This window comes from Pseudoalteromonas phenolica (assembly GCF_005886345.1).
Classification (GTDB): domain Bacteria; phylum Pseudomonadota; class Gammaproteobacteria; order Enterobacterales; family Alteromonadaceae; genus Pseudoalteromonas; species Pseudoalteromonas phenolica_A.
On record NZ_PNEC01000053.1, the window covers coordinates 1 to 12,620 of the forward strand.

A 12,620-nucleotide genomic window follows, 5' to 3' on the forward strand; every position below is an offset into this window, starting at 1 on the left:
TAACCAGTCCTTGATTACATTAACCATTCCTTGATTACACTAACCAGTCCTTGATTACACTAACCAGTCCTTGATTACACTAACCATTCCTTGAATACTTCAACCATTCCTTGATTACTTCAACCATTCCTTGGCTAAAGTATTAAGATATTAACCTGAAACTGGTTCAGCACCTTCAACAACGCATCTTGAATGACTAGTTCTGGATGGAGTGTCAGTTGGATTTTCATTACCACCATTGATCTTACCTGTGAAAGACTTCGCAAGGACAGAGGTAGATAATTGTTTCAATTTCTTCTTTTTTAAATTTAAAAACATTGCTAATCCTCATTGTAAAAAAAGCAATATATTACGAAATAAAGATTTAGTAAGCTGGGACAACAAAGAAACACTCTAGCTGCTAAATCTGGTTTCATAGTAGCTAGATAAATAAAGAAGAGAATGAGGGATTACTTACAAAAGTCTAAAAAAACAAACTCACAAATAAGTAAGAATTAAATAAATTCAAACAACACCACCTCATTGCTTTTAAAGCTATGTATTTGAAGGATAAATTTCACACCGTCTGAAGATTCAAAAATAGAAAAATCTGTAATAAGTTTTTCATTGATATCAAAATCAGCCAGTAAATATGTCTCCTGATTTGTATCTATCGAATATTTAAAAAGGTTTGTACCTGTAGAGTAATAGAGGTAGCCGTCATGCAATTCCCAAATAACATATGGGTAATCTGATAAGGAAAGCATTTTCTTTTCTAACCCTTCTTGAGGGTCAAACAGATAAAAATTATTGTAGAAATCTTGATAAAATATTTTACCACCCGTATCTGTGGCAACACCTTTAGCGTTTTTATGTATAATTTTTTGTAATTCCTTGGTTTTAACATTAAATAACCAAATATGTTGCTCGCCTTGTTTCGCCTTTAAAACTAAAAGTAAATTTTCATCATTAAACCATGATAAGTTTACTATTTGATGCTTAAGTACAAAGCTATCTTTTAAATCTTTATTTCTAAGGTCAAACAAGCGTAGTTCTTTATTAAAACTTAAAGCTAAAAGATCATTGCTTTTATTGTATTCACCGGAACTCAATGTTGATAAATCAATTGAAATGTCATCTTTAGATATTTTTTCACCAAAGTAAGAATACAATTGAGCTGGTTCGCCTTCTTGGAAGAAGTAAAATCCATCTTTAACGGCTATTGGCATAAACTCACTCGCTCTACTTTCAACAAGTTCATTCAGTACCTTTTCTTTAGAATCGTATAAATAAATATCATTATCTGATGTTCTTGTAGCACCATATAGTGCATTAAATCCAGGAAGCATTGATGAAACGTAAGAGTCTGTATTCACTGACTTTGAAATAATTTCTTCCGAGTTTAAATCAAAGCTCATTAGATTTTTTGAGGTTGGCACATACCAAACAAGTCCACTAGATTCTTTATTCCAAGAAACATGCCTAATAACATCAGTAGTTTCATAAAGCATTTTTTGCATGCTACCATCTAAATTGGCTATGAAAATTTGCCTTAATCCAGTTTGAACCCTAACAAATGCAATTTTTTCATTATCAGGGGAAAGAGTGACGTACCTATCACCAAAAGAATCAAGATTTGGAGAGGTGACTTGAAACTCATCGCCTGTTGATAAATCTCTCGCCACAAGCGCAGCTAAACTTGGTACATTACGATAACCAAACTTTGTATAAATTACTCTATTACTCTCTTCATCTGCAGCTAAGCTTAATATATATTGCGACTTACAATCTAAAATCTTTTCTTTGTGAGAAACCTCATTATTCACAAGAAAATCGGCTCTCCATACTTCGCAAAATTCTTGTTCATTATTTATAACTTGGTAGTAAATACTATTACTATTTGATGCCCAGCCTATATGATAACTGTCAAAATCTTCCGATATTATTTTTGTATTTTTGTGTGTAAAGAGATCTATTAAAAAAATCTCATCGACACCACTTTTTGTGTCTAACTTACTTACAGCCAACTTATCATTAGCCGGTGACAAACTTAAAAATGCATATACGCTACTATCTGAAATTGATAGTTTTTTTGACTGTAAATGAAGGGTTTGAGGTTGTTGTTGCCACCAATAAACTAAGCCAATCAATAGAATGGAAATAGATAAAACCGACGCTACAAGCTTAGGCTTTATGACTTTATATTTTTTTGCTTTATTTTTTAGTAATTCTAGGCCGGAAGACCCTTCTATGCTTTGCTTTTCAGTTTCATCTTGAATTGAATTAAGTTCTATCTTGTTTGATGCGCTGCTTATTACTTGTTCCTGAGTGTCCTTTTGTGAAAAGCTATGTTGCTCTCGAATAAATTCAACTTCACTGGTGAAGCTGTAACCTTTTTTATAGTGTGTTTTGATCAGATTAGGCGCTTCTTCTGTTGCCTTTAATAAGCGTCTAAGATCAGAAATTGCCTTGTTGATCGCGTTATCATCAACATAATGGTTAGCCCAAACACTACTTACAAACTCATCTCTAGAAATAATTCGGTTTGGATTAAGAATAAAATAGCAAAGTATTTTATAACTGAGAGGGGTTAGTTCTTGAGTGAGGAAATCACTAATTAAGCTACAGCTTCGTGTGCAAAGAGTCCAATTTGCAAACTTTACCTGGATAACATTGGCATCAAACAAAATAACAACCACCCTCTTTTATTTAGCACTAGTATTATAAATTTAAAACCATGCTAATCAATTAGTTATTAATACTTTGAAACACACTAAAGCAAAAATATGCAAACAATGAACCTTGAAAGCGAATCATTAATGTCTACAAAATGATAACTTAACATACAATTTAAAATTATGTTAAATCAGCTAACATTTTAAATGTCTTTGTGAGCTTTTTTAGAGTTGTGGTGTTTATAAAAATTAAAATGATTTAAGCATGTAAAGAAAGTTTCTATTACATGCTTAAATATGTTTAAAAAGAAAAAAGCAGAAAAATAGAAGGGTATAAACCCAAATAGAGCAAGCCAGACTTTGCGGTTATTCGTCCAAACAGTTTTTGAGGAATAAATGTCACTATTTGTGCAGTTTTAGCAGCATTGAAAAAATTTAAAAAGCTCAATAGCGTACCAATCAAAGTAACCAAAGCACAAAACCAAGCAATACCAACCCCTAAGCCATTAACAAATAACATAATTAAGAAACTAAGAAATAAAAGAGTAAAGCCAGACAGCTTGAAAGTCTTTTCTAGCTTTTTATCTCTCTTCGGAAATTCTTTAATCGCTTTGTTGTATTTTGGCATAGATAATAATATGAGTAATAAAGCGTGCAACACCATAAAAGTTAAAAGTAACTCCATCATTAGGCTTGCTCCTCCTGTAAGAACTTCTCATTTGAGTTACCACTTTTAACTGACTCAGTTTTGAACATTTTTCTCAGATAGTTTGCTAAAAAGAAAAGTATAAAGGATGTAAACACACACAGAAGGTCAACGCCTACAAACACCCAGTTTTGTTGTTTAAGACTAAAAATAATATTATGATCAGTTGTAAGTGTATTTACTACTGGCACCAAAGCATAAAAAGTAGCGGTAATGTAAGTCAATGACACCCAAGCAAAGTCAGCCTTTTTCAAAATAGCTTTTCCCACACCGTATAGTGTGAACAGGCCCCAAGTGATAAATAACGCATTCACTTCCCACATTGCTCTATCACTCATTTCTTCAGGAATAAGTCGATTCGCTAAAAGGTAAACTGCAACACCTGCTGGCAAGCCCAATAAACATGAAAGATTTAACCCTTCAGTAAACCTATAACCAAAAGTTCCGCCTCCAGTTTTTAGTGCCTTACTTCTTCTTTTTACTGTCCAAAGCACCATACCTGAAGCGATCATCGCAGTACCAAACAGACCCGTTAAGAAATAAAGCCAGCGTAAAGGTGTAGATGCAAACAAACCTTCATGTAAAGAGCGTAAAACATAATAGAATGACTTTGATGACGATTGCCCTATTTGCGCTTCAATCAACTCACCTGTATTTGCATCTAACAGCCACTTATCTCGGCTATCGCTTAAAGTTTTATGAATACTGCCAACTTCAAAAATCGCATTTGAGTCATCTGCATTTGACAGTGAGAACCAAGCAATAGGTTTATTCTGCATTGTTACTTTTGATTTTTCTAACAAGGTTTCTAAGTCTAAATGTGCTTCATAAACTCCTGAAGCTTCAACAGAAGTTCTGCTAAAGTATTCATTGAAGAAAGCGCTCCTTCCCTCTTTACCTAACCCATAATGTGCATTCATTATGAGTGGCATTAAGGTATAAAGTAATAATAAGAAACCAGTAAAGGTGATCATAAAGTGAAAAGGTAAAGACATCACACTCATCAAGTTATGACCATCTAACCAAGCGGTCGGCTTTTTACCTTTTCTAAAGGTAAAAAACTCTTTAAAAATTTTCTTGTGAACAACAACACCCGTAATAAGCGCTAAAAACATAAACATAGTTGCAGCACCTACTATGTAATAAGCCACACGGCTTGGTAAATAACGCAAACGATAGTGCATTCTATATAATGTTTGGCCGCCAGCTGTTGCGCGAGGTGTTAACTCTTCACCTGTATATGGGTTTAATTTAACTCTCTTTCTCTTGTTCTCTTCATCGCGATAGGAAATGGAAAGGTAAGGTTGTGATCTATCTACTGGAAAACTCACAGAATAATTTTTAATTTCAGGTGTTTTACTTTTAATAAACTGATTTACAATCGGTAAAGACTGTTCAGCTGTTGCATTAAAAACAGGCGTTTCCGGTGTCATCCAATGATCAAGTTCAGAATCAAAATATCCTAAAGTCCCTGTTAAAAATATAAAAAATAACACCCAGCTCAGAAGTAACCCAACCCAAGTATGTAGCCACGCCATTGATTGTCTAAAAGCACTTTTCACGAAAAAACTCCTACAGGTGCAAAAAGCCAAGACAACCCGCTTAAAATAAAAACAGACAAAACTAGATGCAATGCGCCTGATTTATAGTTAGCAATACCAAATGACCACATCACAACGGCAGGTAAGACAACAAAAAACAACATAGTCGACCAAGCCACTGCATGCATTTTTTCAGTAGGTAAAATAAAAGAAATAAGAAGAGACAATAATAACGAAAAGACAAAGCCACCAATTATTGCAAGCAAACTTCGAAAAAGTACTTCTAGCTGGTAAGAATTTAAAGCCAACCGCATGACAAACCTGAGAAAAACGATAAAGATAAAATGATAATAATTCTCAGTTTTTATATCAATATATTATTCCTAATAAACTTACTATTATTACCAATGTTACAAATGTAATTGCTGTAAGGCTCTGTAATTGAGAAATATACTGTTTGATGTAAAGTTAACAGGCTTTTATTTATGGAAGAGTGAAAGTGGGTAAACATTTTGTCGTTCACCACTAAGTTGCCGTTGTATCGCAACTTTATTTTGAGCAATAAGCTACTTAGTTATAAAGCCTCACTTGTCGAGTGAGGCTTTTTTTATCCAATACATTTAATGTGTTGCTCTACTATTTTGGATTTCTTTTTCTAATTCATCAGCTCTTTGTGAATGATAAATAACCGTATGCTCAAACCAGTTTTGAATATTTGTATAAAGCAGGTCATTAGGGTCAAGGTGTGTTTTGCTCCAGCCTTTTTTCAATACGGAGCATCGCTGCTTCAGCTCAGTATTTAGCAAAGTGATCAGTTTATTTTCTGATTTTTCTAAAGTACTAAAATACTGCACATAAGCAAAACTCGAGGCATACAATGCACTACGATTTTCAAGCCAATGTCCACTTGGTTCAATGACATCTTGAAAACTCAAAGGCTCAGCGAGTGATTCACTTCGTCTTTCCCACTGTTCGTAACTTAAAAATAATTCTGGCGTTTTAGTTTCAACAAAATGCGTAAAGTATTGGGCTAAGCCCTCTTGTGCCCATCTATGCATATAACCAAATTGTACAAAGTTAATAGCATGCACAGACTCATGAACCAAAACCTGCAATAACCTCATGCCAATTATCTGATTTCTCTCGTTATGGGGAATTTTTACAAATGCAGTATGAAGCCAAGGTAAGTACACACCTTGTACTTTTGCAGACTCTTCGGCATCGTGCTCAGCTAAAGCATTAAAATACTGTGTTTGGTTTAACGCTAACTTAATATTTATTTGTGCTTTAAATAACTTTTCGGGGCCTAACCACTCAGAGTAAGTATCATAGACCCGATCTAAGTAGTCTTTCATTTGAGCCTTAAGCCACTTCTCTGTGCCCTCGTTATAAACCGAAGCAATCGAATACTCTCTATCGTTATGCAAAATACTTAGGTTTAACTCATAGTAGTCTGAATAAACACGTTTAGTCTCTTGCTTATCGCTGTCAAAAACCTCTTTGTAAGTTAACGGTATTAACTCCATATCTCTACAAAGTTGTGCCTGAACAGGAGATACTTCAACCAACTCCCAAGGATGAGGTGTGTGAGCCGTATAGGACTTATCTTGCTCAACAAACGTTTTCTGCTTGTTGGTGTTATGGGCTTGCTCTTCAGACAAGTCGATATGAGTAGTTGATGGCTCAACAAGTGCTGGTTGTTCGATTGTACTTATATGAGAGATCTGTTCATTAGCTGCATCAATCAGGGGGGCAAACTCATCTTTTGAGGTGAATGAGTTCAAAAAGAAGTGGACAAAGAATACCAAAGCAATGATAACAGCAAGCGCAATTGCTAATAAACGAATACCTAATCTGCTGTTATCTTTCATAAAAAAACTAATCTCTCAGAACATCTAAGTTTTGACTATATAAGTAAAGCAAGACTAATTGCAAAATTTTGCACACAACACTCACCTATGAATTTAATCTTTTGGTTTATGCCGTTTTAAAAAATATCTATTAGCAATTTAATGCTTACTGAATTAATACTCACGGTTAACCTGTTGTAAAAACTGCTTAAATCACGTTTTTGTCACCTTTTTTCGCTGCTTTATCACTTCTTTTTACTTATCAACGAGCAACATGGCTTCTGTGTTTAATCAACTTAGTAGTCAAACCATGAGCAAGAAAAAACAACCTAAATTTAAGTTATCAGCTTTTACTAAACATTTTGCTATTTTAGGTTTAGTAAGTTCACCTTGGGTAAATGCAGCAGACATTGCAAACTATCAAAATCGCAGTGTTACACCTCCTAAGATATCTAGCTCACCAAATATTGATGGTGAGATCACACAAGCTGAATGGCAAAACGCACTCGTAATAGACGAATTTGTGGAATATCGACCAGAAGTTGGACAAGCACCAGACCATCCTATCAAAGCATTAGTTGCTTATGACGAAGACTACTTCTATGTCGCAGCTCACATCACGCAGCCTGCAGACACCATCACTGACAGACTTTTAACCCAAGGTAGTTTCGCTTGGCGTGAAGATTACTTTGGTCTTGTTTTAGATACCAACTTCGATAAATCTGATGCCTATTTGTTTCATGTTACGCCATCTGGCGTAAAAATAGACGGCCTAGTCGATGGTTCAAACTATATCGAAGAGTGGAACACCATCTGGTACGCCAAAACCAAAAAAACAGATAAAGGTTGGGATATTGAAATCGCCATTCCCATGCAATCCATTTCATTCGATGAAAACAAGTCTAGCTGGGGATTACAGTTAAGGTATAAAAGCTCAAAGCCATATCAACAATATTACTGGAACTTAAATAACACCCAAGATAGCCCGTGGAACGCAAATCAAGTTGGTGAAATCAAAAATATTAGTGGCTTAAAACAAGGTAAAGGTATTGAAGTTCGTACCGGCTTAAGTGCTAACAAAATAAATGACGAATCAAACTTTGAGCCAAGTATAGATGTTGGCTACAAGTTTACCCCCAACCTCACTGGCTTATTAACTTTGAATACCGATTTCAGTGGCACAGAAATCGACGCTCAAGACGTTAATATGACGCGTTTTAATAGCTATTTTAACGAACAACGAGATTTCTTTTTACAAGACGCTCAGCTATTCCAATTTGGTCAATTTGCACCGTTTGCAACCAACGGCATGCCGTTTTATTCGCGTCGTATAGGCCTAAGTCCAGAAAGTGAAGTACTGGATATAAACTGGGGTACCAAGTTAACAGGTCAAATTGACCAAACCCAACTTGGGGTATTAAGTGTCAACCAAGACAGCGCCACACAAAGCCAAAATAATAAAAGCACTCAACTGAGTGTTGCCCGTTTAAAACAACTTATCGATAAAAATCATTCGCTTGGCGGTGTGTATACACAAGGCGCACCAACCGGTGATGATGATTCAACTATAGGTATAGATTACAGCTACAACGACGTTCTTCTTGAAGACCAGAGTATTCGTTTTAATACCTGGTACAACGACGTAGATAATGAACACGCAACAGGAAGTGACTCAGCCTCTTATGGCCTTCAATTAGAATTACCTAATGACACTTTTTATTGGCGCACACGCTACCAACACATAGGTGAAGATTACAATCCATCTATGGGCTTTGTTAGTCGAAAAGGCATCGAATATAGCGAACATGTTACCCACTATAGAGTCAGACCGAACGAAGGGGTTTTAGCAGATAACTTGAACTTCTTTATGTTTGTTGCAGGCCGTTTTTCCACCCATGACTTAAACGGAAATTTATTGAGCGAACGCTTAACATTCCAACCTTTAAGCATTCAAAATAAAAATAGCGATAGTATAAGGCTTGCTTATAACCGTAAAACAGAAAACTTAACAACAGACTGGGCATTTTCTGATTCTATTACCTACAAAGCAGGCGAACACAAATTCGATAGCTGGCAACTTGTTGCAAGCTCAGGCACACAAAGACCCATTTACGCCACCTTAACAGTAAACTACGGCGAGCATTTTAGTGCTGACTTAGTCGATTATTACGCCAACTTATACTACCAACCTAACAAACATATATTTTTAAATATGGGTCGAGGAAGCTACTACTACGAACAACAACATAACAAATATGCTGTTCACCGTAGCCATATTCGTCTAAATGTCGCACTCAATGCCGATTGGTCTTGGAACACCTTATTGCAACACAATACGCGCTCAGATAAATTTTCTCTATTTAGCCGAATAAAATATCAAAGCGCACCCGATGCCATTTATCAAATTAGCCTAGCCAAAGGCTACGATATTAGCGAAGGTTGGTCTGAGCGCACCGAAACATTTGAAGAAACCAGTTTAAAGATCAACTATATTCACCGCTGGTAAGACACAATTTAAAAACTAAAAAAGGCTTCAAATCATGAAGCCTTTTTATTTTATTGGGCAACCGTTCGGTGTACTTCACTACTTAAATGCACCAGTTTACTGTGCAACAGCTTGCCATTTTTTACTGTAAGATCCCGATCAATTTCGACTGGTAGTAATTCGGGCTCTGCATCTGACATTAACTTTAACGAGTACCATTGCCCTCGTTTACTACTTGGGTAATACAATGTCTGCTCATCAATCAACGCAGCAAAGTAAGAGATAGGACGCTCTAACTTCAGTAATTCTGTTGCGCTTTTTACAAGTGCACCAGCATCATTAAAATCAAATATGTCTGATAAATTAACGCTATATAATATTTGTTCATCAACAATTGCAACCACATCTCTGCTGCCATCTTTTTTAGACATCAGCCTACTAATGTTTGCACCGTTACCACTTATAAGCGTATGAACTTTATGTAATTGAGTATTATAAATTTCAATATGTATTTGCCCTTGCTCTCTAACCGACACAGCAAACAATTGATTACTCAACCAATCTACAGCCAAGATATGCCCTTTAATAGGAATTACCCGATCAGCTTGGCTTTTATCTGTTGCTAACAACCAAATTACCTTGCTTTCAAAACTCGTGATCCACTTATCACCTGGTGACAGTGCAAGCCCATAAAATCTAAAGTACGCATTAAAATCACTAACTTGCTCGGCATTTGGAGTGCCTGATTGTTTGTAAACCTGCGTTTTACCTGTTCGTTTTGAGAAAAAGTAAATATCGTCAGACGTATTAGCAAAAGCGGGAATAAAGTCATAGCTACTCGAATTATTTACCTCACTACTTTTGGCTTGCCCTTTACCTAAAGACAACCATTCGATATCGAAGTCTGCCGCTTCCGTGGTAAAAATATAATCATCATTCAAACCAATACGACTTATATTGCAACATATATAATCACTGAAGCTTGCCACCAGCTTAGGTTTTACATCGGCTTCTAATGATTGGTAAAGCAACTGGGTTGCTGGCGGCGCACTGGTATAAACTACCCCTTGCTTATCGTGCGACCAAGCAATGTTGTTAGAACGAAACGGTAAAGTAAAAATAGGGGTTAACGGTGCTGGGTTTTGTTTATTTTCAAATTCAATTGAAGTGAGATCAAAAGTAAACACACCACTATGGCCTATCGCTGTATGAGCCAGTAAAGCCACATCACCCTCTTTTATTTCAAAACGCGATGCAGACCATTTATTCGCCAAGTTAATCGTTGCGACTTTAAACTCTGTATCATCAAAATGAGCATACGACACACTGTTCTCAACATGCCCTTCACTGCCATGATTTATAAAATAAAGCGTGTCAGTCTCTGAGTCATATTCGTTATCACGCAAAATACGCTGTGGGCAAGCTAATTCGCTGCGCTCAGTAATAATAAAAACCTGACCTTCAACAAGGCCTTTGAACCAGCTACAACGACCATTTTCAGTCGCTCGAACAATCAACTGACCGCTTTTATCAAAACCCAATAAATAAGTAATAGAAGAAAACTCCGTGCTGATAGATTGTGCACTTTCAGCGTTAGCTCCCATTGCACCTTGAAATAACTGCCCTACACCTTTATTGAAGTTTATGAATAAAACAGCTTGTTGATCGGGCATCACAACGGGTGACTGCTTAACCCCCGTCATGCGAGTTAATGTTTGCGTTTGCCCATATTGAGGCTCAGGCTTGTTATCTGAATACGCCACATAACTCATAAACACCACAAAAGAAAACAAACACAATGAAACCGCATATTTAGGCCACGCCCATGCAGCCCAGTTTACCGTCACTTCTGTGCTATTTTGGTTAACTTTTAAAACAGGCGAAACCGCATGTATTTTCGCTACAAACCTATAGCCTTGCTTGGGCACAGTTTGAATGTAGATGGGTGATTTTGGGTTATCATCTAATGACTTTCGTAAATTAGCAACCAGCTTATTAATCGCGTTATCACTGACGATAACTTGTTTCCATATCGCTGTTTGTAGTTCATCTCGCGTAACAATGCGTTCTGGGTTCGCAATAAAAAATTCAAGCAAAGCGAGCTGACGAGGGTCGAGCTCAACAGGCTGAGCATCACGACTTAAAATTTGAGTGGTTTGGTTAAACTCAAAACAACCAAACTGAATAGACGACATAAAACATTCCCTATTAAACAGGCAAAGCCACTTTAGTGGATTAAAGCGGCTTTGTTAATAGGTTTGGGACAAACAAATTCTAAGCTGTAATTACTTAAACCTAATCAATAGTTTTATCAATCTTTCTATCTTCCTATGAACTTCATTGTCCCAACCAAAATTACCTGATTCTCAGGCTTTAAAAAATAGTTATTGCAAACATAGCTTTAAGTTCTGTAAAACGTGTAAAGTAAGAACATAACTACCCTAACAATTTTTATATGACCAACAAATACGCTTGGCTTTCAAGTAAAGAAACCAAAAAAGTCTTAAAATTAACTGACTGTCAACTCATGCATAAACGTGAGCATGGTGAATTAAAGTTTGAAAAATGTGGTCGTGCTTTTTTCTACTGGATTGAGATAAAGGAATAATTGCAACTATGATATTTGATGACTTACTAACTACCCTTAATCAAAACCAAGTTTCCGAGCCACAAGGCTTTCAAGCCTATATTAAAAAGTTAAATACTCAAGCAAATACAGCAGCTTCTATTTCTGTTGATTCGATGAAAAGTCTGAAAGCGAACCTAAGGAAAAGCAATACAATGGTTCTTCGGCTCGGCAGTCGGGCTAGTGACAAACAGACTTATTTTTCATTGGTAAAAAACACAGAACGTTAGAGACTTCTTCTTTGATGACCAAGAATTATTTGCCGCACTAAGACCTGAACTTTTTCTTCCAGCTGTTTCTATTCGTAGCCTGTTTGCATTTCAACTATTACCTAAAGTAACTGAAACGTCAGTGGTGAATTTAGCTTGCGCATCAGGACTATTAAAAGAAGCCCTTTCTTTAGATGATGAGGCTTCAATAATAGTACCGGCTACGGGTCAAAGTACGTTTACTTTCAGATTTAAGCCTATATGTGACGAAGACACCATTCTTGAGCATATTAACGGACAAGTCGAAATTGATGCTGTCTTTGTAGGTAAACGGAATGGAAAGGAAAATCTATTTGTTATCGAAGCAAAGCATAGTGAGAAATTTGATTCTCTTGCAAAGCATAAATTACTTTACCCATGCCTTAGTTTGTTAGAAAAACTGCCTGCTAGTATGCCAATTGTGCCTGTATATTTAAGAAGTATTTGAACAAACAACGGCATCGATTTTTTCTTCGCTGAATGTAGCCCATTTGTAAATCAACAAGATGC

The 12,620-nt window shown here is 36.2% G+C and carries 9 protein-coding genes; 2 read left to right on the forward strand and 7 right to left on the reverse strand.

Translation table 11 applies throughout. From position 1 onward, the window contains the following. Positions 1-150: 150 nt before the first annotated feature. The 6 genes from CWB72_RS20645 to CWB72_RS16550 form a co-directional block, all read right to left on the reverse strand. Positions 151-318 (reverse strand): hypothetical protein, encoded by a 168-nt coding sequence (locus tag CWB72_RS20645; protein WP_171037343.1) that lies wholly within the window; start codon positions 316-318, stop codon positions 151-153. A 176-nt stretch (positions 319-494) separates the two neighbouring features. Next, positions 495-2,666 carry a winged helix-turn-helix domain-containing protein gene (locus CWB72_RS16530; protein ID WP_171037344.1) on the reverse strand — a complete coding sequence of 724 codons (2,172 nt, stop codon included), beginning with the start codon at positions 2,664-2,666 and terminating at the stop codon, positions 495-497. A 289-nt stretch (positions 2,667-2,955) separates the two neighbouring features. Then, a complete protein-coding gene (locus CWB72_RS16535) occupies positions 2,956-3,339 on the reverse strand; it encodes a DUF3325 family protein (protein WP_171037345.1) in 384 nt (127 codons plus the stop codon). Between the two features lie 2 nt (positions 3,340-3,341). Beyond that, on the reverse strand, positions 3,342-4,922 hold the full coding sequence (locus CWB72_RS16540) for a PepSY-associated TM helix domain-containing protein (RefSeq protein WP_138633651.1): 1,581 nt from the start codon (positions 4,920-4,922) through the stop codon (positions 3,342-3,344). Then, complete coding sequence (locus CWB72_RS16545; protein WP_138633654.1) at positions 4,919-5,209, reverse strand: iron transporter; 291 nt, start codon at positions 5,207-5,209, stop codon at positions 4,919-4,921. The genes CWB72_RS16540 and CWB72_RS16545 overlap by 4 nt, the downstream gene beginning before the upstream one ends. A 312-nt stretch (positions 5,210-5,521) precedes the next feature. After that, positions 5,522-6,772: a hypothetical protein gene (locus tag CWB72_RS16550; protein WP_138633657.1), complete on the reverse strand. Its 1,251-nt coding sequence runs from the start codon at positions 6,770-6,772 to the stop codon at positions 5,522-5,524. A gap of 289 nt (positions 6,773-7,061) precedes the next feature. Between CWB72_RS16550 and CWB72_RS16555 the strand changes: the two genes are divergently transcribed. After that, positions 7,062-9,257, forward strand: coding sequence for a carbohydrate binding family 9 domain-containing protein (locus tag CWB72_RS16555; protein WP_171037346.1), 2,196 nt, complete (start codon positions 7,062-7,064; stop codon positions 9,255-9,257). A gap of 50 nt (positions 9,258-9,307) precedes the next feature. On the opposite strand, the gene CWB72_RS16560 is transcribed toward CWB72_RS16555, so the two are convergent. After that, positions 9,308-11,431: a winged helix-turn-helix domain-containing protein gene (locus CWB72_RS16560; RefSeq protein ID WP_138633663.1), complete on the reverse strand. Its 2,124-nt coding sequence runs from the start codon at positions 11,429-11,431 to the stop codon at positions 9,308-9,310. Between the two features lie 782 nt (positions 11,432-12,213). Here CWB72_RS16560 and CWB72_RS20925 point away from each other — a divergent pair. Next, positions 12,214-12,558, forward strand: coding sequence for a DUF6997 domain-containing protein (locus CWB72_RS20925; protein WP_252371579.1), 345 nt, complete (start codon positions 12,214-12,216; stop codon positions 12,556-12,558). Positions 12,559-12,620: the final 62 nt, after the last annotated feature.

What these genes read in the sequence shown, in the direction of transcription:
- CWB72_RS20645 (WP_171037343.1), bottom strand. Translation starts at nt 318, where the DNA reads ATGTTTTTAAATTTAAAAAAGAAGAAATTGAAACAATTATCTACCTCT.
- CWB72_RS16535 (WP_171037345.1), bottom strand. Translation starts at nt 3,339, where the DNA reads ATGGAGTTACTTTTAACTTTTATGGTGTTGCACGCTTTATTACTCATA.
- CWB72_RS16550 (WP_138633657.1), bottom strand. Translation starts at nt 6,772, where the DNA reads ATGAAAGATAACAGCAGATTAGGTATTCGTTTATTAGCAATTGCGCTT.
- CWB72_RS16555 (WP_171037346.1), top strand. Translation starts at nt 7,062, where the DNA reads ATGAGCAAGAAAAAACAACCTAAATTTAAGTTATCAGCTTTTACTAAA.
- CWB72_RS16560 (WP_138633663.1), bottom strand. Translation starts at nt 11,431, where the DNA reads ATGTCGTCTATTCAGTTTGGTTGTTTTGAGTTTAACCAAACCACTCAA.